This is a genomic window from Peribacillus sp. NPDC096622, assembly GCF_044762665.1.
Classification (GTDB): Bacteria; Bacillota; Bacilli; order Bacillales; family DSM-1321; genus Peribacillus; species Peribacillus frigoritolerans_B.
In genome coordinates this window covers 22,323-47,983 of the sequence record NZ_JBIWES010000023.1, presented here as the reverse complement: position 1 = coordinate 47,983, position 25,661 = coordinate 22,323, and the positions used below count along the sequence as shown (strand labels likewise).

General features: G+C 36.0%; 19 protein-coding genes. 17 read left to right on the top strand and 2 right to left on the bottom strand.

Annotated elements, in window-relative coordinates; genetic code table 11:
* Nucleotides 1–70: 70 nt before the first annotated feature.
* The gene (locus tag ACIQYG_RS24230) at nt 71–1,006 is read right to left on the bottom strand and encodes a site-specific integrase (RefSeq protein ID WP_402843423.1); all 936 of its coding nucleotides are present in this window, start codon (nt 1,004–1,006) and stop codon (nt 71–73) included.
* A 1-nt stretch (nt 1,007) separates the two neighbouring features.
* Nucleotides 1,008–1,967: a hypothetical protein gene (locus ACIQYG_RS24225; protein ID WP_402843420.1), complete on the bottom strand. Its 960-nt coding sequence runs from the start codon at nt 1,965–1,967 to the stop codon at nt 1,008–1,010.
* A 229-nt stretch (nt 1,968–2,196) separates the two neighbouring features.
* On the opposite strand from ACIQYG_RS24225, the gene ACIQYG_RS24220 reads away from it, so the two are divergent.
* The 17 genes from ACIQYG_RS24220 to ACIQYG_RS24140 all read left to right on the top strand — a co-directional run bounded on the left by ACIQYG_RS24220 (nt 2,197) and on the right by ACIQYG_RS24140 (nt 25,374).
* Nucleotides 2,197–2,391, top strand: a complete 195-nt coding sequence (locus tag ACIQYG_RS24220; protein WP_402843418.1) for a transposase — start codon at nt 2,197–2,199, stop codon at nt 2,389–2,391.
* Entirely contained in the window at nt 2,391–2,693 is a 303-nt protein-coding gene (locus tag ACIQYG_RS24215) for a helix-turn-helix domain-containing protein (RefSeq protein ID WP_402843415.1), read from the top strand. The genes ACIQYG_RS24220 and ACIQYG_RS24215 overlap by 1 nt, the downstream gene beginning before the upstream one ends.
* A 42-nt stretch (nt 2,694–2,735) precedes the next feature.
* Nucleotides 2,736–3,572: a hypothetical protein gene (locus ACIQYG_RS24210; protein ID WP_402843412.1), complete on the top strand. Its 837-nt coding sequence runs from the start codon at nt 2,736–2,738 to the stop codon at nt 3,570–3,572.
* A 14-nt stretch (nt 3,573–3,586) separates the two neighbouring features.
* Nucleotides 3,587–4,462, top strand: a complete 876-nt coding sequence (locus ACIQYG_RS24205) for an ATP-binding protein (RefSeq protein ID WP_402843410.1) — start codon at nt 3,587–3,589, stop codon at nt 4,460–4,462.
* Between the two features lie 29 nt (nt 4,463–4,491).
* Nucleotides 4,492–4,917, top strand: a complete 426-nt coding sequence (locus ACIQYG_RS24200; RefSeq protein WP_402843408.1) for a COG3415 family protein — start codon at nt 4,492–4,494, stop codon at nt 4,915–4,917.
* Between the two features lie 575 nt (nt 4,918–5,492).
* Nucleotides 5,493–5,954, top strand: coding sequence for a YciI family protein (locus ACIQYG_RS24195; RefSeq protein ID WP_402843405.1), 462 nt, complete (start codon nt 5,493–5,495; stop codon nt 5,952–5,954).
* A 290-nt stretch (nt 5,955–6,244) separates the two neighbouring features.
* On the top strand, nt 6,245–6,754 hold the full coding sequence (locus ACIQYG_RS24190; protein ID WP_402843402.1) for a S16 family serine protease: 510 nt from the start codon (nt 6,245–6,247) through the stop codon (nt 6,752–6,754).
* Nucleotides 6,751–7,629, top strand: a complete 879-nt coding sequence (locus tag ACIQYG_RS24185; RefSeq protein ID WP_402843400.1) for a hypothetical protein — start codon at nt 6,751–6,753, stop codon at nt 7,627–7,629. Before ACIQYG_RS24190 ends, ACIQYG_RS24185 begins: the two co-directional genes overlap by 4 nt.
* Nucleotides 7,630–7,688: 59 nt before the next feature.
* Nucleotides 7,689–8,672, top strand: coding sequence for an ATP-grasp domain-containing protein (locus tag ACIQYG_RS24180; RefSeq protein WP_402843397.1), 984 nt, complete (start codon nt 7,689–7,691; stop codon nt 8,670–8,672).
* Nucleotides 8,673–9,159: 487 nt separating this feature from the next.
* A complete protein-coding gene (locus tag ACIQYG_RS24175) occupies nt 9,160–10,764 on the top strand; it encodes a GMC oxidoreductase (RefSeq protein ID WP_402843394.1) in 1,605 nt (534 codons plus the stop codon).
* A gap of 621 nt (nt 10,765–11,385) precedes the next feature.
* Nucleotides 11,386–14,553 carry a helicase-related protein gene (locus ACIQYG_RS24170; protein WP_402843391.1) on the top strand — a complete coding sequence of 1,056 codons (3,168 nt, stop codon included), beginning with the start codon at nt 11,386–11,388 and terminating at the stop codon, nt 14,551–14,553.
* Between the two features lie 24 nt (nt 14,554–14,577).
* On the top strand, nt 14,578–15,300 hold the full coding sequence (locus ACIQYG_RS24165; RefSeq protein WP_402843388.1) for a DUF4391 domain-containing protein: 723 nt from the start codon (nt 14,578–14,580) through the stop codon (nt 15,298–15,300).
* A gap of 1 nt (nt 15,301) precedes the next feature.
* Nucleotides 15,302–17,185: a site-specific DNA-methyltransferase gene (locus ACIQYG_RS24160; protein ID WP_402843386.1), complete on the top strand. Its 1,884-nt coding sequence runs from the start codon at nt 15,302–15,304 to the stop codon at nt 17,183–17,185.
* Nucleotides 17,186–17,200: 15 nt separating this feature from the next.
* Nucleotides 17,201–20,287 (top strand): restriction endonuclease, encoded by a 3,087-nt coding sequence (locus tag ACIQYG_RS24155; protein WP_402843383.1) that lies wholly within the window; start codon nt 17,201–17,203, stop codon nt 20,285–20,287.
* 1,367 nt (nt 20,288–21,654) lie between these two features.
* Entirely contained in the window at nt 21,655–22,995 is a 1,341-nt protein-coding gene (locus tag ACIQYG_RS24150; protein ID WP_402843381.1) for a sensor histidine kinase, read from the top strand.
* Nucleotides 22,992–23,627, top strand: a complete 636-nt coding sequence (locus ACIQYG_RS24145) for a response regulator (RefSeq protein ID WP_402843378.1) — start codon at nt 22,992–22,994, stop codon at nt 23,625–23,627. The genes ACIQYG_RS24150 and ACIQYG_RS24145 overlap by 4 nt, the downstream gene beginning before the upstream one ends.
* Before the next feature lie 406 nt (nt 23,628–24,033).
* A complete protein-coding gene (locus ACIQYG_RS24140) occupies nt 24,034–25,374 on the top strand; it encodes a peptide MFS transporter (protein WP_402843375.1) in 1,341 nt (446 codons plus the stop codon).
* Nucleotides 25,375–25,661 lie beyond the last annotated feature (287 nt).

Here is a 25,661-nt window from a genome sequence, read left to right as displayed (position 1 = left end):
AAACTACGTCAGACTTAAACTGAACCGCCGTATACCGAACGGTATGTACGGTGGTGTGAGAGGTCGGAGGCTAGGCACCTCCTCCTACTCGATTTAATTGAGGATGTCCATCATTTCTTGCTAGGATAAACTGGTTATCTAAATAATTTGGCCCTTTCTGTAATTTTATTTCTTTTTGCTTGATCTCATGTCGCTTTAACATTAATACGAGTCTTTCATCAATTCGAATGGTTCGGATTGAGCCTGATGTTTTTGGTGGGAGTAACTCATACTTTTTTATATTGTTACTTGGATTGTATAAAGTCTTAGTAACACGCAATGACCCTCTTTCATCATCAAAATCAGTCCACTTAAGAGCAAGTAATTCTCCAATACGCAAACCAGTATAGGCAAGCGTGGTAAATATCAAAGAATCCATTTCTAAGCCATCTGAATCAGCATAACGTAAGAATAGTGCCAGCTCTTCTTTTTCTAAAAATTTTATCTCCTCTTCTTGGCTTTCAATCTCTTCTACCTTAACTTGATATTTAGGCAAATGAGTATTTTCGGTCGGATTAAGTTTTATGAGACCCAGTTCAACCGCATGATTAAAGATCATTCGACCGCAAGCATGAATGCCACTTAAATAATTCCGGCTGTATTTTTCAGACAACTCAACTATTCGCTTTTGGTACATTTGTTTACTAATCTTTTTAAGTGGATATGTCCCCCATACAGATATAAAGTGTTTCATTTCCTTGCTACGTGCCCTTACACTACTTATTTTAGAATTTTGGGCGTATACCATTATCCAGTCTTCTGCAAAGGATTTAAAAGTCATTTTAGTTTCTTTTACAAAAGCTCCATTTTCAATTTCTGCCTCAACTTTTCGAGCGGCTGAAACTGCTTCTTTTTTCGTAGCAAAGCCCGATTTGGTTTTTTGTTTCTGTTTTTGAGTAAGTGAATCTATCCCAAGAGAGACTGTATAAGCCCATTTTCCATTACTTCTTTTTCGTATATATGCCATGTTAAATTTCTCCTTTTTGTTTTTTTTCTTTTTTTAGTCGGTTGTTGAATGCCATTTCACAGCTAGACCTTTTTCGTCCTGGAAGTACCGAACAAAACCGCTGACGCTGGTGAGTTACTTCGAAGAGTTGTCCGCAGTTTTCGCAAAGTCGCATTTCAGTGGAACTGTTTATAGATAGATTTAAATAAAAGTATGCTGCTTCGAATAAATCTCTAAATATCGAAATAGGTGTAGGTATGTCTTGTTGTCTTTTAATCTTATAGGAGAAGAGGGACTTTTTTTCGATTTCTTTGATTAACATCCGTTGTGCATGTACTTTTGAATTTTCTCTTTTCTTGGGAGCTGTTGGAAGTGTAGAAAAATCATTGGTATTTAAAGCTTTAAAGTAAGAAAAGATCCTTTGGTATTCATGAATCTTTGTGTAGAAGTCTTCAAGAGACATCCAAATGATATTAATATCATTTTCAGGTATTTTTGTTTCAAGGACTGAAATGGTTACACCAGTTGGAAGCCCCCATGTCTTACAAAAATTCATTAAATCTTGAAAGCAATTAAAGTCCCATTTGGCAAATTCAGTGTAAAGAGTTCTTCCAAATTCGTTCAAATTATATTCATTTGTCACTTTTTTGTCAGGAAACAACTTACTTAAATAATCTTCTTTCTCTATAGTCGTTAAAGCCTCTTTTGCAACTAAATAAGCCGCCTTATACTTATAGTTTTTTAACTCAGATTCAGTATCAATACGTTCAATTTGACCATTTGTGTTTTCCCCGTAAAGATGTCCGTTAAAATTAATAGGAACATCTGTAGGCAAAGGAATTATTTTTTTGGGGGCAAAACCTTCATAAGGGATTGCATTCATATTATTTTCAGAAAAAGATAATTTCTCTTTTAATTCATAGTCTTGATAAACATAAAATGGGTTATCTACTTTCATTTCAGTTAAAAAATTTTTTTTCATTTGTCGTTTCCCTTCTCTGATAACCTCCGAAAGGGGCTATTTTTTTGTTTATTTGGAATAATTTTGTGCTTTTAAAATGCAGGATAATAAAAAAACTACATAAAACAGTTTAATTTACGGTATTTTAAGTGTTGATATAAATTCCCTTTTATTGTACATTATCCTTAAAGCGATAACAACATGAAACACAACAAAAAGTATTTATTTTATGTGTAAAGGGGGACGTCATATGTTCAAACGTAATAAAGAAATTAGGAAAGCTAAAGGAATTATTCCATTTTGGATAATTGCAGAGCGACTGGGGGTTCATGAAAATACATTTCGAAATTGGATGAAAAGCGAAATGTCAGAAGAACGTAAGGAAAGTGTCATCAGTGCTATAGCTGAAATCAAGGATGAAATCGAAAAAAAAGGTGATTTATAATGGTAGAAAAAAATATAATTCAATTTTCATTGAATGAAGAAGGATTAAAAGAACTATATCTCACTGAAGTTCATAAGCATCTTGAAAAAATCGAAATGGATACTATTCTCATGGACAGCAAGCAATTGTGTCAGATGTTAAGTCTTTCATGGCCTACTATAGAAAAATTGTTTCTGAGTGACCACAGATTTCCTAAAATAAGGGTCGGTAAAAAATGGGTGTTTAATAGGAAAGAAGTTCAAGTATACATTAATCTTTGGACAGATGAAATACGACAACTGGGTGGCAAGGTCAATATATAAGGGAATGCATTAAAGATCTTTTGGAGAAGCAGGTGAGGCGATATGACTGGATGGGTAAAGGTCCATCGAAAGTTACTAGATAAGCCGATTTGGATTAATTCCACACCGGAACAAAAAACAATATTAATTACGCTGCTAATGATGGTAAATCATCAAGAAAGGGATTGGGAATGGCAAGGTAAGCCTTATAGAGTTGCTCCTGGACAAGTAATAACAAGCTTGGAATCTATCGCTAATAAATGTGGTAAAGGCATTTCACTACAAAATGTAAGAACGGCGGTAAAACGTTTTGAAAAATTTGAATTTTTAACAAACAAATCAACAAATAGAAACCGACTAATAACTATTGTTAATTGGAGTCTCTATCAAAACAATGAGAACGAATTAACAAGCTCTTTAACAAGGAGCCAACAGGCACCTAACAAACAGGTAACACCTAACAAGAATGATAAAAAAATAAAGAATGAAAATGAAATCAAAAAGTTTAAGTCGGAAAGCTACGACGAAGAGAGTGTTCCATATAAGTTGTCCTTGAGGCTATTGAAAAAAATTAAAGTTAATTCACCTGGTTTTAAAGAACCGAACCTTCAAAAATGGTCACATGATTTTCGTTTAATGATGGAAAGAGATAAACGATCGAAAGAACAGATTGCATATCTAATAGATTGGTGTCAGAAGGATTCCTTTTGGAAGTCGACTATACTTTCTCCAGCTAAATTAAGAAAGCAATTTGATCAATTAGCAATCAAAGCTAAATTGGTTCACAAGAGAAGTATTCAGGACTTTTCAACAGAACGCCCTAGTCATTGGGGAGAGCCAAAACCTTTAACATCAGAGGAGTATACCCGTATGAAAAAATCAGAAGCTGAATTGCTTTAATAGGAGGGTTGGAAGTGCAAGATATCAATCGCTTTTTAAATATTGAAGATGTCTTAAAAGATGCAGCTAAAAAGATAAATCAAATATTATCTGATCGCGATGACTTCGAAGTAAAAGGTCAATACAACTTACCCTGTTCAGTTTGCGGAGATGAAACGGCCAGCCGTTTATTTTATCGTATATTTAATCAACAGGATTGGTTTCCAGTCGAGAAAATGATGAATTGTCACGCTTGTAGGGAAAAAGAGGCTTTTAAGGATTACCAAGAAAGAAGTTTACAGGAATTAAAGGCATCAATAAGTGAAAGATTTGCTAAAGAATACTTTCTTCCTCCTGAACCTTTAATGAATGCTGGCTTCAGTAACTATCAGGAAACAGATAACATTACTGCTGGAGCTAAGGAAAGGGTTATTTTATTCACGAAATCATTTTTGGAATTTCCAGAGAAACCTTACAATCTTTTGATTATGGGAAATCCGGGAACAGGTAAAACACATTTGTGTGTAGCAATGGCCAGGAACATTAAACAAAAAGGTTTTACCGTGGGCTTTTTAACCACGGGGAAATTGCTCTCGATTATTAAAGAAACTTACCAAAAGGGAGCTTCTAAAACAGAAAAAGCGATTTTAAGAGATATTTCAAGACTTGACTTACTTATTCTTGATGATGTTGGATCTGAAGCAATAGGAGGAAACGATGATTGGAGAAAAGGCATGATTTTTGAAATTGTAGAAAGTCGGTCTGGTAAACCGACGATCTACACAAGTAATTTAACGGATGTAGATTTGCCCGTTGCCGTGGGAAAAAGAGTCTATAGCCGTCTTCATGATAATACACAATTCATTGATTTATTTACAGATGATTATAGAAAAAAATTTCGGATTAAATAGCTAATTAAAATGAAGAGGGATGTGGAACAATGACTAAGATTGCCAAACTAGACCAAAAAGATCAGTTTATTGGATTAAGAGCCAAAGAAGTACCATATGAGCAGATAGCTTTGCAATTAGGGGTAAGCAAGCCTACTCTTATTAAATGGGGAAAGGACATGGAAATCGAGATCAGCAATCGCAGGGCGTTAGAACTGGAAGCCTTACAAGATAAGTATTATGTCTCCAAAAAGAAGCGGGTGGAATTTTTCGGGGAACAGTTAAACCGCTTGTATGCAGAATTGCAGGAACGTGATTTATCTGAAATCCCAACAGAAAGGTTATTTGATTTGACGATGAAGACAATGGCAAGTTTAAAACAGGAAGAAACACCAATTAACTTAAAGGAAAAAAAAAGTTTGCAAGATTCCTTGATGGATGCCTTTGATGAAACCGTGGTGGAATGGCGGGCATAAAGGTGAACAGAAGTTATACGCTGGTTATCGAAAAAAGATTTTTAAGAGTGGGGTCGCAGGGAGCAAGCCGCGTGGATAGGGCAGAACGTGAGTAGCAACCCAAATAGCGAGTTGACCAAAAGTTTACCATTATTTTACCGATATACAGAGCTTTCCTTATGAGGAAGGCTTTTTTTCAGTCTTTTGGAAGATATTCGAAAGTTACGATAGAGTGTAAAAAGTTAAACAAGAGTAATAATGATGAATTGTTCTTTCGCCAGTTCTAATTTAGCTAAGACTTCTTCCAATTTGTTTATTGTCTCTACTTATTTTAGCTACATAAACAACAGAGTAAAAGAAAACAATCAAGTACTGACCTCTACGCTGCCAGGGGGGTTTCAAAAAGTAAATGTGCTAAATAAAATAAATAACAGTAAAATTAGCGGGATTTAAAGTAGAAATTAGAATAGGTAATGAGGTATTGGTTGCTTCATCCTAAAATCTTCCTCTAAAAATCTCCTTGAAAGGAAAGTGTATATTAGGAAAATGATATGAGCATAATTATGATGCAAGGTGAAATGGATAGGAGGTAGCTTATGAGGAAAAATCCCAAAATGCGGGAGTTGTATCTAACATTATTAAAAGAACAGCAGTCGGCTCAGGTTTTCTTTGGCGGATGTGTTAAGGATGGTAAGGATGGTAAGGATGGTAAGGATGGTGACGGAGGACGTTCTTTAAGGAGCATAACATTAACATCAACCGAAGGGTACCATATTAGCCCGGAAAAAAAAGCCTTTGTGGTAACCTATCGAGAAAAGGCAATAGAAGGTGAGATAAGTAATGAACTGTTAAATGAGCACTTGTCATATCTTCAGAAATTATGTTCAGAGGATATATTGATATTTAGCGGTGCAAATACTTCAAGCGAACAAGGATTGCTAATAATAATAAGTGATTCGCTAGAAACAGCAGCTACCACTGTCAAGGATGATCCGCTTTTTAAGAATGGTTATTTTGCAAAATTTGATGTAGAGGAGTTCTCTAGTTTCAAATGCTAAATTCTGTTAGTTTGAGCTAGTATATAGAATGGATTTAGAAATTTGGAAAGATAACTTTTTGTAAAAAATATATGTTAATTATATTAATAACCGATATGTGAGCTCAACGTACATGGCTTAACTTTGTGAGTGTTAAACTAAATAGACAGGCTCTGTTTTATTGGGGGAATACTTTTCTCATATTTATTAAAAAGATGAACTTAATGACCGCTTATGTAGCTGAATTTTAGTATCGGGACATTATAGTAGAAACTGTGTACTTACTACATTTTTGCGTTGGAGGACTATTTTTGAATTACTCACAAGGTTGGTTAGTTGGACAAGATGGTACTCAAGGATACCTGGTCCCTTTTGAGGTTTGTGTTCGTTTAAATGGTACCTATCAGATAACATGGTCAGGGCCTGTAAGTCAAGACATGATACAGAGCTTTTCCTTGTGCTCTTGGGCTGTACAACTTCTTCTTGAAAAGAAGGGTAAAATTTTTAAATCATTTGACTGTCATTTCCATTTTCCTCTTCATCGAATTAATGGTTCTGGTGTTTCGTGTAGACTAGCTATTGCTTATTCTCTTCTCGAAGCATTTGGAAATAAGTTGTTGCTTCCCGCGACAGAAGTAGCTTTAACGGGAGATCTAAACTTATACGGAGAAATTCTGCCAGTTGAAGGAGTTTCCCAAAAAATTAATGTTGTTCAGGAGGCAGGCTTTAAGCACTTATTCGTATCAAATCTACAACCTGAAACATCCAATTTACTATTTAAAATTCATCATATTGAAGAATTGATAGGAAGGGAAATATGAAATTATTAATAGGTGATAAAACTAATAATACATTACGATTAATATATGACTATCTCTTGAACAATACTAGTGAACAAACGATTTGGCTTGAAGGTAGGGACATAGTAAACGAAGTAATAATTCATGATCAAATCGCCGTAGACACACAAGGAGTAAGAATGAAATGGAATTATCAAGGAACAGAAATTACACCTGATTGCATTTCAGGTGTAATTAACTTACTCTCATATCTTCCTTTATCTTTGTTTGACCAATTTGTAAAGGAAGACCAAGAATATGCGAGGGAAGAATTCACTTCTTATCTGTTATTTAGCCTAAATCAATTTAAGAATGTTATTAACCCACCGTGGGGGGGGAGTTTATCGGGTTATTGTCATAGTCTCCCATATCAATGGATGTTAACGCAGAAGATAACTGAAGGCATTCAAGTACCTAAGTCCTTTTTCGGTTTTACAAAAGACGCTCCAGTTGATTTATACCTAGGACTTAATTCTATAGTTTCAGATAATGCTTTTAATAGTCACTTTTGGAAAACAGGATTACCTAAAAGTATAGTTCAAGACAATTATTATTTATTTTATCAAAGGCCTCCTGGAACCCCATTTGTTATTATTATCTTAGATAATAATATTTGGATTCATCCACTAGGTCAGGACATTAATCATTCTAATGCTATAGAAGAGTTAAGGGAGGGATGCCAGATCCTTATGAAGCATTATCATCTTAGATTAGCTGAGATACTTTTCTTTTATGATGAGCATACAAATTCATTTACATTTGGAAGTATTAATCCTTCTGTAGATGTTAGGCACTTATCGCGTCAAAATACTCCGGATTTTCTAAAAAGTATTTCTATAATCCTAGAGAATAAGTAATGTGGTAACTTGAAAGTTAAATATATAAAATCATTTATTTTCTTGAGGAGGAGGAAGGTATGTACAAACGCTGTTTAATTACTCCAGAATTACGCCCCCATGTTAAAGGTTATAAGGTAAATAAATTGATTCCACAAGATAATTGTTTAACGAATACTTCGAAAAATGAATATCTCTCTGCAGCTACAATTTTGATTATTTCATCAAAAGAAGACGGAACTGCCTCTTATTTTGAAAATTATATTAAAGATAATGATTATCCGGTAGAAACACTATTTATAGAAGATGTACTTGCTATAGGCGAATTTATTCGTAATTTGCAAATTAGTTCTAATCAGGATAAATATCCAAGTATATATTATAGAGGAGGTGGATCTAACTGCGAGAAATATAATGAAGTTTTAGATGTAATGCATGATTTGCTCACCTTTTATCCAGGTACTATAGTAAACCGTCCATCAAGATTATCATTAAACCTTTCAAAACCACTACAGATGGCTGCAGTTGCTAAAAAAAGTGATAAAAATGTAAAACCAATACCAACTTTTCTAAGTAATTTACATCTTCATACCTTAGGTTTCTCTTCTGATAAAACAATTATTAAATCAGCAAGTAGTATTCGTTCGATTGTTGTTAATTTATCAGACCGAAGATTGTACAAGGATATGGGTGATTTAGCTTGTCCAGTACACTTGCAACCAAAAATTCAGGGAATCAATATACGTGCTCACGTATGTGGTGATGCTGTTTATGCAATGCATATCAACGCAGAGGAGGACATTCTTGACTATCGATACGAGACAAAATTATGTATGAGAAAAGAAGAGCTTCCCCAAAATATAGCAGCATGGTGTATTCAGGCAGCTAGAAACGAAGGGTTAGACTTTGCTGGAATTGACCTTATTTATGAAAAAACAACCAACTCATATTGGTTCCTTGAAGTTAATCCTACACCAGGATATCACTTTTTTGAACAGTATCTCGTTGATTCAGGTGAAAATGCTGTAATTTCAGAATGGTTACTACAAACACTCATTAGTTAATAAAGTTTTTTGTAATGGAAAGTTATATAGATTATTATAATTTACTTAGATGTTGAAATAACATTTCTTTTGGTGAACTGGGAAGTATTTCATAAAAAATTATAATGTCGACAGTGAAAATCAAGTTTTGACAAAATTTTCAAATATTTCTCAATTATAAAATTACAAGTATGAACAGATTGGAATTTATTAGCTAACTTGTAATCTTTTATTTCACCTTCGTACTATCTCCTAGGAAGATAAGTTGATTAAATCAGTCATTTTAGAACTTAGGGTAATTGATGAAAATATGGTTTGTGGATACGTTTGTATATCTGGATTTTCACTTTACCACTATTACATTCATTATAAGTCTCATTTAAATTAGGAGAACAATACAAATTGCTTTGTCCTTCAGGCAGATGTACCAAACCTCTGGTCCAGATTAGCTGAAAACAGTGTTTTGTTTTATCGAACTGCTAAAAAGTGTGAAGAAAGGAGAAAAATATTGCGGATACATGTAGCAGATAATTTTGACACTTTGAGAAGTATTGCTATAAAACATAAAATTGACTTGCCGGATATTCTTGCTTTAAATCCTCTAATCCCTGAACCAGACCAAAATATCTCAGGAATTGCTGTAAAACTTCCCACAAAATTTACTTCGATTAAGGATAAGGATACATGTCTCGGAGTTATTCCAGCACCTATTTCAGAGGGAGCTTGGATTCCATTGACCACTTTAGATGAGATGGCGCAAAACGAATATGACGTACTCATTATAGGTAGCGGCGCAGGCGGAGGAGCTGTTCTCTGGAGATTATGTTCACAATGGGGGATTAACAATAAGAGGATCGGTATCATTGAAGCCGGAGATCTTCTCATTCCCACGAACGCACATAATATTGCAACTATGGGAAGTAAACATGTTGCAGACTATTTTTTGAAAAGTTCCTTCCCTGTTGCCAACACTGGTTTTCGGGAAGTGATTGCTCTAGGAGGAAGGATGCTTTTTTGGAATGGAATAAGTCCTCGTATGCACCTTCATACCTTTGGGAAATGGCCAGTACCGGTAAATGAGATGACTAGGTACTTTAACATTGCGGAACAATCTATGAATGTTACTCAAGAATATACAGCGGGATCTCACATCAACAAAGTCTTACTAGATAGGCTTTGGGAGAACGGCTGGGTAGAAGCTATGAATACCCCCCTTGCAGCCGACCTTCAATCAACTAAGGATGGTGAGCTTCATTCAAATGTGTTTTTTAGTACAATCTTATATTTTGCTAGGGCATTAAATTATAGGTCCTTTGATTTAGCTGTCAAAGCTCGTGCCTTACGGGTAATTGTTGAAAATAATAAGGCCGTTGCAGTAGAAGTGATGTCATTAAGTAAAAAATCTTATTTTCTAAAAGCTAAAACAATTATTATGGCTGCAAGCACGATTCAAACACCACGTATACTGTTACATTCGGGTATTACCGGAATAGCATTAGGACATTACTTGAGTGGTCATTCTTATGTTACTACCTATACAAGGATCAATAAATCATATAGCCAAGATGTTTTAGGACCAGTTTCAATCTTGATTCCTGAGACAAATGTTCGGCCTTATCAAGTGTCGATTGAGAACTACCTTGATCAGATTTCGCATGGAAACCAACGGCCTTTTAAGGACCAGCATTATATGGCATTGTATGGTATGGTTACAGCCGAGCCGCGGTTCGAGAATCAAATCATTCTAGACTCTAGAATAAAGGATGAGTATGGCTTACCTGCAGTTAATGTAGATTTTACTCTAAGTGAACGAGATAAATCAATTCAGCAACAAGCCGAAAAAATTTTGAAGAAGATAGTATCAGATTTAGGGATGCCTATCAATGAAATAACAAGAATAACTAGCCTCGGTCACCTTGCATCGGGGACTTGCCGAATGGGTTTAGACCCGGCAGTCTCAGCTACTGACCTTAACGGACAAATTCATGGGGTTTCTGGTCTTTACGTAGCTGATAATAGTGTCTTACCTTGGCTGGGTGCCGCAAATCCGACACTTACTACTATTGCCTTAGCGATTCGAACGGCGGATCATATAATTGGCCAGCTAAAATAAATTTTTACAAGTATTCTGGAGTTATTACCGTTCCTGTATAGGTCTCGCACACAAAAGAAAGATTGCTTGTTTATAAAGGATGTAGAAACACAAAATTCTAAGCGTCAAGTATACTTCTCTTTATTCGGTAAACGAGCTTCAAAAGCACAAGGGAAATCAAAGAAAGAAAAAAGAAAATAGAAAAACTTGGTTCTTTTTATTGTGATCAAGGGGTGGTATTCTGTACCTTCGATGGAAACCTCAAGGGTGGAAGCAATCTAATAAAGCGTGATAAATTCTATGGAGAGTAAGTAGTTAGCTCTATAGCCTAAGGACAAGCGAAAGGCCATTATTAACTCAAAAAGATCGTTTCTTCGGAAAGGGTCTTTTTTGTCAGGTATAGTCACAGATTTGGTCGCGACATCTATTTTCACGTTCGATAAACTCCAGAGATAATCTACGACCCTCAGTCGAACCCCCTTTTATCTATAAGGGAGGTGAAACGATAGTTCGAACTTCTAAGAAACATGGCAATTTCCAAACTAAATAAAAGTGAATAAATAGTATAATGGAATTAAAGTATATTGAACTATTAATGAATTATAAAAGTATGTTACTCGTAGCATAATATGAGGTGGACTGATGGTTAATTCTTTAAACTCAAATGATCAAATAATTAATTCTATAAATCAAATTTTAATAGAGAAAAAGGAGTGTGTTATTAATATAGTTAATGATAAATTAACACTCTCTGTTTTTTCTCTATTAGAGCAGAACTTACACAATGTAAAAGAAATAAATCTGATAATTCGAGATACACAAACGGTGCCAAATACAAAAGAAATCTTTCGGGAGTTTGACATTGAATCTAGCCCCAGCGATTTGTTGTTTAACGATTATGACATTGTCCAAAAAAATAAGCTTGTTCATTTTTCGAAAGCGAAATCGATGTACGAATTTATTAAGAGTCATGTCAATATCCGAAAAACAAGGCCGAATTATCAAATAAAAGGGAACGTTATTTTGATTGATGAAGACTTTATGATTCAAGGGTCATCTTCTCTTGAGATTTCAGAGCGAGCATCAAAAGGCCAAATGAAAATTGTCAATTTTGACACAATGATCAATGCCTCTATGGATAAAGACCAGATTGTCGATATCAAAAAACGCTACGAGCAGATATGGCACTCACAGGAAGCAACCGAAGATTATAAAGAGGAAATCTTAAAAAGTTTGAACTACGTATATAAAGAGCATCCTCCTGAATTTCTTTATTACTTTACATTAAATGAACTGTTTGGCTCACAGCTTGATCACGGTATCGAAAAGTTCGAACAGGATAACAACCATTTTAAAAAGACAAAAATCTGGAATATGCTGTTTGACTTTCAAAAAGATGCTGTTTTATCAGCTATTCAAAAAATCAGCAAATTCAACGGCTGCATCATTGCGGATAGCGTGGGGCTAGGGAAAACCTTCGAAGCGCTAGCTGTAATTAAATATTTTGAGCTTCGTCAGGATAACGTACTTGTCCTCACCCCGGCCAAGCTTTATGACAACTGGAACTCATTTAAAGGTGCGTACAAAGACAGTTTAGTAGATGAAGTTTTTAACTATAAAATTATGTTTCATACAGATTTATCGAGATATAAAGGTGATTCTAAAAGCGGTTGGGACCTTTCCCGGTTCGATTGGACCAAGTTTGACTTAATTGTTATTGATGAATCACATAACTTCCGTAATCGTACCGAAAAAGATGAGGGATTTACACGTTATCAGCGATTGCTGCAGGAAGTCATTAAGAAAAACCTAAATACGAAAGTTCTGCTTTTGTCTGCTACACCTGTAAATAATTCATTGACTGATTTGAAAAATCAAATCAGTATCATTACAGCAGACCGGGATTTCGCTTTTGAGGATGAAGGTATTGCAAGTGTCGATAATTTATTGAGAAGAACAACAGCGATTATTAATACGTGGGATAAAGAACCTATGAAAGACAAAAAAGAACTTTTTGACCGGCTTCCATCTGAGTTTTATAAATTGCTGGAAATGATTACGATCTCCAGAAGCCGAAAACATATTACAAACTATTATGGATCAGAAGAGGTGAAAAGTTTTCCAGAGAAATTGAAGCCGGATACGTACACGCCTGATATTGATACGCGTAAACAATTTCTCAACTTTGAAGAGACGAATATTACTCTTGAAAGCTTGAAGCTCGCTGTCTACACACCGATGGCTTATATCAAAAGTGTACATAAGCTTGAATATCAGGAAAAATACCAATCCAAATCAGCGGATGGACGAGTGCTGCTTAGTAATGAGTTACGGGAATTTGGTACAAAAACACTTCATCGGTTTAACTTATTTAAAAGGCTCGAGAGTTCAGTGTTCTCATTCTCTGAAACAATTCGACGGCTGATTGAGCGGATAGATAATTATATAATGGTGCTTGAAAAAAATGATAGTTCACTTGTCTATGAAGACAACGATGATTCAGAAGGAGAAGTGCTTGATTATAAATATGCAATACATGTAAAGCATTTAAATTTGAGTCATTTTCTTGAGGACTTGTATTATGATAAACACATTTTGGACGGTTTGTATAAAGATATTCAAACTGTACTGGACAATGACCGTGATCAAAAACTGCATGTTCTCTTAAACTTGGTGCGTGATAAAGTTAGGAAAACACCTATCAACAGCAGCAATAAAAAAGTACTAATCTTTACGGCTTTTGCGGATACAGCGAACTATTTATACAGCAGTTTGGAAGGGGAGCTAAAAAAAGAGGGGGTATACTCAGGAGTTGTTTGTGGTTCATATAAACCGAAATCAAACAATCCGACAGTACATCCTGAGTTTAATTCAATCTTATCCTCATTTTCACCAAAATCTAAAATGAAAGTAGACCTCCCAACCGAGCAACAAATCGACATTTTGATTGGAACGGATTGTATTTCGGAAGGGCAGAACTTGCAGGACTGCGACTGCGTTATCAATTACGATATTCAATGGAATCCTGTGTCGCTCATTCAGCGGTTCGGACGCATTGACCGGATTGGTAGTCAAAACAACCAAATTAAAATGATTAATTTTTTTCCTAATGTGGAGCTTAATGAATACTTGAATTTGGAGCAGCGTGTCAAAGGAAAAATGTTGTCGGTTAACATTACTTCAACGGGGGATGAAGATATTTTAACGCCGGAAATGAACGATCTTCAATTCAGGAAGCGCCATCTGGAACGGTTGCGTGAAGAAGTAGTTGAACTGGAAGAAGTCGGTGACAATATTTCATTAACTGATCTCAATATGAATGATTTCCTTTATGATCTCGCGGAGTATACGAAGCGTCACCCTGAAATCAAACAAGTACCGCGTGGTATTTATTCGGTAACCGATGGTGAAGTTCCGGGAGTGATTTTCTGCTTTAAGCATAAATTCATTGTTGGAAAACCGAAAAGTGACAGTTCTCTTTATCCATACTATCTTGTTTACATTGATAATAAGAAAAATATTTTGATGGGAAGTTCTCATGCACGTGATATTTTAAGAGAGTTCAGGAAAATGAGCTACCAGAAAGATGAGCCCGTAGAATCCTTTTATCAATTATTTTATAAACGGACGAATAGAGTAAAAGATATGAGTCATTATTCAAAGCTTCTCTCTGCCTGTATACAGTCGATTCAAAAAACGGAGTCTAAAGCGGCAGAGCAGACGATCTTTGATTTTGGCGGTTTCAACAATAATTTTGCAACCGAAGATACGGATGATTTTGAACTCATTTCATTGCTTGTCATTGAATAGAACACGAAAGTTTTGGTGAGGTAAATGTTCGGCATACCAGAAAAGTATAAAAAATTTCAATTGTTTTCTGTTTCGTCTATGATTCCAAAAGATTTAAAATTGGCTGAGCGTAAAAAAATGAAAGAAGCTATTCAAAAAGTGGAATTGGTTGCGCAAGTGGAAAATGAGATTATTCCATCTCTTATTAATGAAACACATAATTGTCAGGTCATTGTGTTTTTAAATATTAGGCTTAAAAGCTTAAAGGAGGCCACTTTTGTCTCCAATATGCTTCAGCAAAAAATGAAGCCATTTTGCGTGATTCGGCTTTATGATTCGACAAATGAACTGTATTCATTCGCACATAAGCGGGTGAGCAAAGTAGAAGAAGCCGGAATTGTCGTGGAAAATGTATTTTTGACGAAGATAATGCCGATTTTCATTAACGATGAGCAAAAACGTTTGATGGAGCAGTTTTCTTATTTTGACGCGATCATTAATAAAACAACGAAATATGTGTTTTATTTAGAAATGTCTATTAAGACATATATCATTTCACACTTAAAGGTTTTTTCCAAAACAAGACAACTGCTTGAAAGCAACATCTGGTTTAATGAGGATGACATGATTATGGCGTATGAAACGATTATGCAGATGGATCGCTTAAGAACACAGTTGTTAAAAGCTGATCGCGCGGTGGATAAAGTAAAAATCAATGGTGAATTAAAAAAGCTAATTCACGTATTAAATGAGAAACTGGAGGATTAATATGGAGTACTCAAAAGTACCGCAGGAAATATTCAATAAAGTAAACGAAAACGTCAAATCCCTGGGGCAACTTTTTCCGTCAGCAGTGAAAGATGGAGAAGTCGATTTTGAAGCGTTAAAAGAAGCGCTCGGTGAGCATCAGGAAGTCAGTAAAGAAAAATATGAACTTACATGGGTAGGCAAACAAAACGCCAAAAAAATTGCTGATGTTGATGTGCTTGGCCGTACATTAAAATTTATTCCGGAAGACAGTAAAGATGCTGATATAACAGAAAACTTGTATATCGAGGGAGACAATCTAGAGGTATTAAAGCTTCTTCGCCAAAATTATTACAATTCGATTAAAATGATTTACATTGACCCTCCATATAATACAGGGAATGACTTTGTGTACCATGATAACTTTAAAATGAGCGAAAGAAAGAGTGCAGAACTAGAAGGAGAAATCATTGATAATGAACGGTTGATTATTAACCAAAAAAACAGTAATAGATTTCATGCTAACTGGTTGAATATGCTTTATCCACGTTTAAAGGTAGCTAAAGATTTACTTAATGATGATGGCCTGTTGTTTATGAGTATCGATGAAAATGAGTTAAAGAATGCTCGATCTATTTTAGATGAAATTTTTGGTGAAGATTGTTTTATTGCGTCTTTCATTTGGAAGAGGAGACAAAATGTAGATAGTAGGTCGAAAAATGGTGTTTCTCAAGACCACGAATACATACTTTGTTTTGGTAAAATGAGTTCTGGTAGGATTCGAGGTAGCGAAAAAGATTTTGGTAAATATTCAAATCCCGATAATGATCCACGCGGTGACTGGATGAGCGATAATATGATCGGATTAGCAACTAAAGAACAAAGGCCGAATCTTCATTACAATCTAGTAAATCCTGTAACCAAAATCGTATACGCATGTCCAACTACAGGGTGGAGATATGAGAAAAAAAGAATGGAGCAATTAATCTCTAACAATGAAGTTTTGTTCCCAAAAAATCCAAATGGCAGACCCCGTCGTAAAAAGTTCGTAAAAGATTTAGAGAGTGATTATACGGGATATTCAACAATATTAAAAGCTGCATTTAATGCTGAAGCTACTAGAGAAGTAAGAGCCTTATTTGATGGGATTGAGCTTTTTGACTTTCCGAAACCCGTTGATTTAATAAAAAAATTAATAGAGCAAGGTACTGACAAAGATTCATTGATACTAGATTTCTTTTCAGGTTCAGCTACAACTGCACATGCCATTATGCAATTAAACGCGGAAGATAGTGGGAATCGCAAATTTATTACCGTGCAAATTCCAGAAAAAGTACAAGATGAACAACATAATTACCCTACAATAACAGAAATTGGGAAAGACCGTATTCGTCGAGCTGGAGAGAAGATTAAAGAGGAGAATGCTGCTAAAACAGGTATTGAGAGCCTAGATGTCGGGTTTAAGGTGTTCCGGATTGAGGATACGAATATCCGCTGGACACATGAGGCGCTGGGAGAAGGTCAGATGACAGCGAATGAAGCAGAGCTTACAGATAAAGATATGCTAGACTTTATGCCTGGTTTTACTGACCTGGATGTAGTATACGAAATTATGCTTCGTCAACGTGATATTCCCTTATCAAGCAAAGTAGAACAACTTTCGGATATAGGCGCGCGGACGTATATGTTTGCTGATAGTTATACTGTGTGTCTTGAAGAAACGGTTACGGAAGAGTTGATTGAAAAACTTGCTGCAATGGAGCCGTTGCCGATTAAATTTGTGTTTAGAGATAGTGCCTTTGAAGACGATATTTCGTTGAAGGATGAGACGTTTAGACGTTTGCAGTTGCTCATTGCACGAAATACAGGGGAGGAGAAAAGGACGTATACAGTAGAGTTTTTGTAAGGAAGGAGTGGAGAGATGAGTAAAGTAGCATTTCAGTTTGATGATTCATTGCACCATCAGAAAAAAGCCATTGAATCAGTTGTTGAGCTGTTTAGAGGATTACCGAGACAACTTTCTGGCATTTATGAAAATACGCGCCGGGCAAAGAAAATTGGCGAGGGTGACCCGGTCCGCAATCCGGAAATTATTGAAGGAAAAAGGCTTCTTGATAATTTACGCAATGTGCAGCTAAAGAACCATCTATTTGCGGATACGGAGATTGTCGGAAACAATTTCACCATTGAAATGGAGACCGGAACCGGGAAAACATATGTATATTTGCGGACGATTCTGGAATTAAATAGAGAATATGGCTTTACAAAATTTATGATCGTAGTACCCTCGATTCCAATTCGAAAAGGTGTCGAAAAATCTATTGATCAGCTGAGGGAGCATTTTAAGGGACTGTATAATATCGATATTAAGAAGCATAGTTTTATTTATGACAGTAAAAATCCGAAGAAAGTTAGTACTAGTCTTATTGAGACGAAAGAATTGAGTATTTGCGTCATGAATATTCAGGCATTTAACAAAGACAAAAATAAAATTCGCCAAGAAGACGAATACGGTCAAATACTCTGGGAAGACATACTGAGAATTCGCCCCATTGTCATCATTGATGAGCCGCAAAAAATTGAAGGGACAGCGAAAAAACCATCAGCTTCCGCAAAAGCGATTCAAGAGATCAATCCATTATTTACACTTCGCTATTCGGCGACACATAAACAGCTTTACAACCAGCTTTATAAGCTCGACTCTTATGATGCATTTAAAGGTGATCTCGTTAAACGAATTGAAGTGAAAACAGTAAATGCGGTCATTTCAAAAGACGAGCCATTTATTCGCTACGTACAGTTTACGAAAGAATTAAGAGCGCGCATCGAAATATTTTCTCAGGAACAAGGGGGTTTTATTAAGTTTAAAAAAATAAATGTGCGCGGTGGGGATTCACTATACGAACTGTCTGGTGGCTTGCCTCAATACAGGAACGTCCGTATTCATGCCGACCCGCATAAGCTGGAGACATTGAAAATTGCATATAAAAGTGAGATAAAAGAGTTAACTCAGGGACAGAGCACACATGAGTTTACACCGAATGATGCTGTTCGCATTCAAATCCGGCTAGCAATTCAAAGTCATCTGGACAAGCAGTTTGCGATACTTGACAAAGGTGAAAAAATTAAAATTTTATCCTTGTTTTTCATTGATTCCGTATCGAAAGTGCGTGACAACAAGCAGCAGGATGGACGAGGAGAATATTTACGCATTTTTGACGAAGAATATTCAAATATGATCAAATATGAAAAATATGAAAAAAAATTCCAAAAATACAAAGGCCTATTTAACAAATACGATATCGTTGATCAAGTACGGGAAGGATACTTTGCAGTTGATAAAAACAAAAAAGAAGTCGAAGTTGACGGTTGGGATAGCAGCGTTAATTTTGATGAGATCAAGCTAAAGGCGAAGCCGCAAGAAGATGTTGAACGTGGAATTGATCTTATTCTGGATAAGAAAGATGAGTTAATTTCATTTAACGAACCGCTTTCGTTTATATTCTCTCACTCAGCATTGCGAGAAGGCTGGGATAACCCGAATGTGTTTACAATTTGTACATTAAAAAGCGGTGGTTCTGATATTGCGAAGAAACAGGAGATCGGACGCGGATTGCGGCTAGCAGTTGATGTTAACGGAAAGCAGCATAAAGAAGAAGCTATTAATGAGCTGACGATCATCGCAAATGACACATATGATCACTTTGCGGAAGTACTGCAAAAAGACTTCAATGAAGGTTCATCGTTCAATAAAGATGAAGTCACAGCGGATGTGCTCATTGAAACGTTACAATCAGCTGGTATACCGCATGAGAAGGTCACTGCTGAATTTGTGAATGTTTTCAGAGAAGAGCTTAAAATAAAAGGAATCATTTCCGCAAGTAATTTATTAACGAAAAGTGCGGATAATATTAAAGATATTGACTTTACGGATGAAACGCTTAAGGAACATAGTCAGATGATCCTCGAACAGTTTACGAATCACATGCGTAAAAAAGGTTCAAAAAAAATACCGATTAAAAATGGCGATAATGATGCACCTGAAAATGAACAGCATTCGTATGTATCGGAAGAAGATTTTAACAAAATTTTGGAGAGTTTAACCGAAAAATTAACGAAGCGGTCTATGTACAAAGTGCAAATCGATAAGGACAAGTTTATTAATGATTGTATAGTAGAGCTGAGTGAATACTTAAAACATATCAATGTCAGCCGTGATTATATTGTTACAAAAGGTCAAAATAAGTACAATGACGTGAAGAAAATGAATCTATTAAAAAAAGATGAATATACGTTTGAACTCGGTATAACAGAAGCCCTAGAACAAAAAAGTGAATTCGAAATCGTAAATCACATCATGCATCATACAATGATGCCGAGACTCGCAATTATCAAAATCCTCCGCCCACTTGAGCGAAAAGAACTACTAAACAGTCAGGATATTCTTGATCAGGTGACCAGGAAAATTCAGGAGATGCTTAAAGATGCGAAAGCAAAAGCATTACGTGAGGATGGATATTATGAAGTAATTGACGGCTATAATCTTGACAGCGGCAAAGTATTTGAGGTGGAAAGAATCATAGACGAAGAGCTGCTGAAAAAAGAGAAGGCAGTTTATGTAACGAATGCAGAACAACGGAAAGCAATTAATAAATTTTACCGAATGGACAGCGAAGGTGAATACGACTTCGCCCAAAAACTCGAAAGTAATCAAAACGTACTGTTATTTACCAAATTGAAAAAGGGCGGCTTCATCATCGACACTCCATATGGAAACTACTCCCCGGATTGGGCTGTTGTCTACAAATTAAATGACACCGAAGCAAGACTGTTCTTTATCGTCGAAACAAAAACCGATAAAGCCGAAAAGGACTTAACAGAAGTTGAACGAACCAAAATTAAATGTGGTATCGAACACTTCAAAGCCGTCTCCCCAGAAGTTACATTCGACTGGGTGCAAGACTATAATGACTTTAAACGGAAATTTGGGGTTGAGGATAAGTTTTAGAATTATAAATCACAGGAATATCGAACTATTTATTCCTACTTGAATTTTAAATTCAGCGTAGAGAAAGTACTAAGTAAGGGAATATATATGTATAGGAAGTCCGCTACGTTTTTAGTCTTGTAGTGGACTTCTTTTTTTGATCTGATAAAGAGAATTTAGATTTTCTTCATAAACTACCCTGGGAATTTTTAATCTTTCTAATGGTGCATCAAATGGTTAGTTCCCACAAAAGAAACATGGGGTGGAAGGTGCTTAATATTATTCTAAGTAGTAAATATACCCCGAGAGTTAACGTTATATTATTATATTTAACAGATAAGAGTGTTTAACAACCTAGTAGTATTACAAAACATTATAGACAAAGTAAATGATATCGAATTAAATAGTTGGAAGTCACTAATTTTTTGAACACATTCTGACCTCTAAATATATATGGAACGGTATATTATTTCATTATTTGTTTAATAAAATTACTAGACCTTGATAGGAAAAGGGTAGTTTTATTTCGTGTTTCTGCCTATTTGATGCACATATAAATGAACGTAAAAGATACGTTTGAAAAATTCTTAATTGGGAAAAAGGTTGGACAAAGTGACCTATCCAATGATCATAAAAAATGCTCATAATTTTGCTCATTGCTTTTTTTTCTTCTGTTTTAAAATATTTTAAATGGAAGCTAAAAAACCAATAATATCAATGATTTTATAAAACTGTTTTTTTCTATTATATATCTTGATGAATGGGCGGCATGATGTAATCATCGCTTAAATCCCTTAATGTAGGGGTTTAACGAGAGATTCAGTCATGAATGCTCACCTAACATGTTAATATTTTTAAAGTTGAAGGCCTCCCACAGTTTTACTGTGGGAGGCCTTTTCTTTATATTTGAATTCTGTATGTCCTAATCGTTGTTAATTTTTTTTATTCCTGCACCTGCTTCGATCAGTAAGGAGGTATGCGTGCCAGAATGAATGCAGCTGGATTTCCTTGTTGATATGCGGTGACTTCTTAAGTAGACGTTGTATACAGGCAGTTTTTACCCCAATGATTTGTTAGAATCATAGAATCCTGGCATAAAACTGACTCTCCTATCCAAATCAGGAACATATTGATAGACCTAACACATAATGGTTGTGCGAGCTATGGATAAGCCTAATAATTTCATGTACATAATGCTTCTAAAGAGATCACTTGCAAGATGTTCGGATTTTTGCACCAGAACCCATTTTTTTATAATTTTCATAATTATGATGAATTGCGTATAATGAGGTTATGGAAGGGTATACATATATTTAAAAAAAGATGAAATGAAAGAATGGTTATCATTCTATTCTATAAGCAAATAATCTATTAAAGGTGAAATGATTATGATAGCTAGTCTTATGAAGTCTTGGACAATATGGATGAAAATTGGAGTGATTTTATTCGGGGTATTCTTACTGTCGTGGTTGGGTCCTGACGAAATTGGCCTTACTGATTTGCTTATTTCATTAAGAGAAGGTGAAGAAACGGGAAATAAGCTAATGCTTGCCGTTTTTTTGCTAGTGTCTTTAAATACTGTTTTAGCTTTGTTTCATTATATTGGTGCACTGCTGTTGGGAGACGAAATCGCTGCTCGTTTAAACCGTCCATGGTTAAAAATCATCATTCCTCTTATTGTTATTCCTCTCGATTATATCGTGATAAATGCTTATTATTCTTTAACATACTCATTTAGCGCATATGCGTTGTTATTGTTGTTAGCCATCTTATTATTGCAAGCCTTTGAGAAGGATAGGCTAAAGCCCATTATTAAAACAATTATTTGTTCTCAATTAATCTTTGGGATTGAATGGCTGAATGAGATTCCTTCTTTATCCCAATATGGTTTTGGCCAAGGGTCGATTTCTAAGGAATTAACAGATATAGCGGTTCAAATTGGATTCGAGCAGTCTTTAACATTGTACAGTTTAACTTTGTGTTTGATTTTTGTTATTAATGCCGTTATTTTAGCTGTGTATTTTTCATTGGCTGAACAAAAGTGGCGGATAAAGCAAGAGCTTCATTATGCGCAGTTGGAAGCAATGCAGTCAAGATCAGGACGGGAAGCACTATATCTGGTCCATGATTTAAAAACGCCTCTAACAGCAATTGAGGGGCTAAATTCTTTAATTAGTATGAAAGTGGACGATTCTAAAATTAAAGAATATTGCCAAAGGATTTCAGCATCGATTCTTTCCGTTAGCGACATGATTTCCGAGATTTTATATGATGATAAAAAACATTGGTGCCGTATAAAAGATTTAGTTGAATACGTCGAAGCAAGCAGACTGAGCGGGACAAATCTTAATCTGAAGGTAGACTTTCAAACAGATCCTGAAATTAAAATTTTCATTAATAAAATCCGAATGACAAGGGCATTGGTGAATTTAATTGACAATGCTTACGATGCAGTGAATGGAGTGGAAGATGGCAAGATTTTGCTTAAGGTAAAAGCCTATGAAAATGAACTTTGGTTGGGGGTATCAGATAATGGGATAGGGATTTCACCTAAAGAGCAGGAGAAAATATGGAAAGCTGGGTTCAGTACGAAATCGCATCCAGGGATGGGATTAGCTTTCGTACGTCAAGTTGCTGAAGGACATGGTGCATCGGTGGAAATTGACAGCAAGCTTGGGCACGGGACAATAATTTGGATTAAACTAGCTGAGGGGAGTGTGTCAAGATGAACATTTTAGTCATAGATGATGATGCATCAATTCAATACATGCTAAGTGAAATTTGTGAATTTGCCGGCTGGAATGTAGATACGGCGAACAATGGAAAAGAAGGGTTGAATGTGTTTGCAGAAAAAAGAGCGGATGTTGTTTTAGTTGATTATCATATGCCGGAAATGGACGGAATAAAAACAGTGGGTGAGCTTCGTAAACTTAATGCCGATGTTCCGATTCTTGTATTAACAGTCGATGAACGACAGGAAATTGCTGATCGCTTTCTTGAAGCAGGCGCAACGGATTTTGCCTTAAAGCCTGTAAAAGCGCCTGATTTGATTTCAAGAATTCAACTGCATGCCCGCCTAGCAAAATTAACTCAATCAGCTCCGCAGCAAAAATCCAGTGAAGAAAAGGATGTATTTGTTACAAAGGGAATTAGTAAGAGAACACTTCGTCACGTTAGTGATTTTCTGCATTCTAATCGTGAACCTTTTTCTGTTGATACAATTTCTAAGGAAGTTGGATTGGCTTATCCGACCGTCTATCGCTATATTATGCATTTACTTGATGAAGGAAAAGTGGAAACTATTGTGAGTTATCAAAAAATAGGAAGACCGAAAAATTTATATCAATGGATTGTTGACTAAGAAACTGCCTTAATACAAGGCAGTTTTTTATTATAATGGGGGTCGTCTCCGTTGTTGTATAGGCCGCTAATGCAATAAGACTTTTTTTCTTTTTTTTCTGTATTTTTATATTTTCTGATAATATAAAATTATTTTACAACACTAAAGATTCTTTAAAATATAAATGCCTTCATTGAATGTCTTCAAGTTAAATGAATGAATTTATAAGTTAATGCTCATGTAGACTTTGCTATCAGATTCTTTTTTGCACCAGAGCGAAGATTAAGAATGTAAGCGCTTACTGGTGGTGAGTTGGATGGCATGCGTGGCCAACATCGTACCAATCAATTGTCTATTTAAATAAAGACCATGCAATTAGTTGTGAATGTAACGATTGGTGGTTAACCATATTGAGGAGGACTTTATTATGCAAGCACTATTAAAAGATGATGTTCAGCAGCCATACGAGTCAAACCAGCCCAGGAAAAAGCATCCTCCTGGACTGTATATGCTGTTCGCTACTGAGGCATGGGAGCGCTTCAGCTATTACGGAATGAGGGCAATTCTTGTTCTATACTTAACGGCCACGGTTGTAAACGGCGGGCTTGGAGTCGACAAATCTGCGGCTATGGCCATATACGGATTCTTTACTGGTGCCGTTTATATTACGCCAATGATTGGCGGATACTTGACTGACCGTTTCATAGGAAGAAGATTGGCGATCACGATTGGCGGTATTTTAATGGCGCTTGGTAACTTTTCGCTATTCGCAAGTCAGAGTTTGACAGCGCTTTACATTGGTCTTGGTTTATTGATTATCGGTAATGGTTTCTTCAAGCCAAACATCTCGACAATTGTTGGTGATCTTTATGAAGACAATGATCCGCGTCGTGATGGGGCTTTCACCATCTTCTATATGGGTATTAACGTTGGGGCATTCTTCGCACCATTAGTAGTCGGGCTTATGAGCTATAAATATGGGTTCTTGACAGCAGCAATTGGCATGATTGTAGGACAGTTAGTTTTCAACTTATTAGGCAATCGCTATTTAGGTGATATCGGTAAAGAACCTACTGGCAAACCTGATGTTACAGCTGGTAAAAAATCAGCTGCACCGTTAACGAAAAGAGAACAAAAACGTACAACGGCTATCGTGATTTTGGCAGTCTTCGTCATTGCTTTCTGGGCCGCTTTCGAGCAGGCAGGAAGTTCATTGACATTGTATGCTAATGACCAAATTGATCGGAATGTATTTGGCTTTGAGATTCCAACTGCCTGGTTCCAATCATTGAACCCATTATTCATCGTGATTTTAGCGCCAATTATGTCTGCATTATGGTACAAGCTTGGCAGCTCAAAACGCGGTGACTTAAAAACCCCAACGAAGATGGCTCTTGGTTTAGTCACTGTTGGTTTAGGTTTCTTAGTACTGCTTCCTGCCGTTATGTACACAGGAAACGATACAGCGCTGAAAGTAAACATCCTGTTCATGATTGTAACGTATTTCCTTCATACATTAGCCGAATTAATGATTTCACCAGTTGGTTTATCAATGGTAAGTAAAATTGCTCCAATCAAGCTTGCCTCTCTTCTAATGGGAGTATGGCTGGCAAGTTCCGCAGTGGCCAATATGGTAGCCGGACAATTAGCTGCATATACGCAGTCTTTAGGTTACCTGGAAATCTTCAGTGTGATTGGTTTTGTAACAATTGGTTTAGGTATTGTATTGTTGTTTCTTTCGAAGCCAGTCGCAAAGCTGATGAAATAATGAGAAAAGGAGCTCGATCCAAAAGGCATATTATGTGTCATTTGGGTCGAGCTTTTTTTAGTGTGAAAAAATAATAGGGTCAGTCCAAACTGATGTAAGAGAAGGAGTCTCCACAACGACCTAAACCAGAAAGGAACGATTATCTGAAGTTTTCAAAGGCACGGGACCAGGCGCCAGGCCCAACCAGATGTAACATCCTCAATGGATAAGGGGAGATGGAGGCTATGCAAGAGAAGGAAGGTAAGTGAATAGGTGATCTAATCCTATATGGAAACAGAAGAAAGGAA

Bases quoted from the DNA above. Each gene is read 5' to 3' on its own strand.
- ACIQYG_RS24210 (WP_402843412.1), top strand. From the start codon at position 2,736: ATGACTGGATGGGTAAAGGTCCATCGAAAGTTACTAGATAAGCCGATT.
- ACIQYG_RS24165 (WP_402843388.1), top strand. From the start codon at position 14,578: ATGTTCGGCATACCAGAAAAGTATAAAAAATTTCAATTGTTTTCTGTT.
- ACIQYG_RS24220 (WP_402843418.1), top strand. From the start codon at position 2,197: ATGTTCAAACGTAATAAAGAAATTAGGAAAGCTAAAGGAATTATTCCA.
- ACIQYG_RS24230 (WP_402843423.1), bottom strand. From the start codon at position 1,006: ATGGCATATATACGAAAAAGAAGTAATGGAAAATGGGCTTATACAGTC.
- ACIQYG_RS24195 (WP_402843405.1), top strand. From the start codon at position 5,493: ATGAGGAAAAATCCCAAAATGCGGGAGTTGTATCTAACATTATTAAAA.
- ACIQYG_RS24215 (WP_402843415.1), top strand. From the start codon at position 2,391: ATGGTAGAAAAAAATATAATTCAATTTTCATTGAATGAAGAAGGATTA.
- ACIQYG_RS24185 (WP_402843400.1), top strand. From the start codon at position 6,751: ATGAAATTATTAATAGGTGATAAAACTAATAATACATTACGATTAATA.
- ACIQYG_RS24225 (WP_402843420.1), bottom strand. From the start codon at position 1,967: ATGAAAAAAAATTTTTTAACTGAAATGAAAGTAGATAACCCATTTTAT.
- ACIQYG_RS24160 (WP_402843386.1), top strand. From the start codon at position 15,302: ATGGAGTACTCAAAAGTACCGCAGGAAATATTCAATAAAGTAAACGAA.
- ACIQYG_RS24155 (WP_402843383.1), top strand. From the start codon at position 17,201: ATGAGTAAAGTAGCATTTCAGTTTGATGATTCATTGCACCATCAGAAA.
- ACIQYG_RS24180 (WP_402843397.1), top strand. From the start codon at position 7,689: ATGTACAAACGCTGTTTAATTACTCCAGAATTACGCCCCCATGTTAAA.
- ACIQYG_RS24200 (WP_402843408.1), top strand. From the start codon at position 4,492: ATGACTAAGATTGCCAAACTAGACCAAAAAGATCAGTTTATTGGATTA.
- ACIQYG_RS24140 (WP_402843375.1), top strand. From the start codon at position 24,034: ATGCAAGCACTATTAAAAGATGATGTTCAGCAGCCATACGAGTCAAAC.
- ACIQYG_RS24170 (WP_402843391.1), top strand. From the start codon at position 11,386: ATGGTTAATTCTTTAAACTCAAATGATCAAATAATTAATTCTATAAAT.
- ACIQYG_RS24145 (WP_402843378.1), top strand. From the start codon at position 22,992: ATGAACATTTTAGTCATAGATGATGATGCATCAATTCAATACATGCTA.
- ACIQYG_RS24150 (WP_402843381.1), top strand. From the start codon at position 21,655: ATGATAGCTAGTCTTATGAAGTCTTGGACAATATGGATGAAAATTGGA.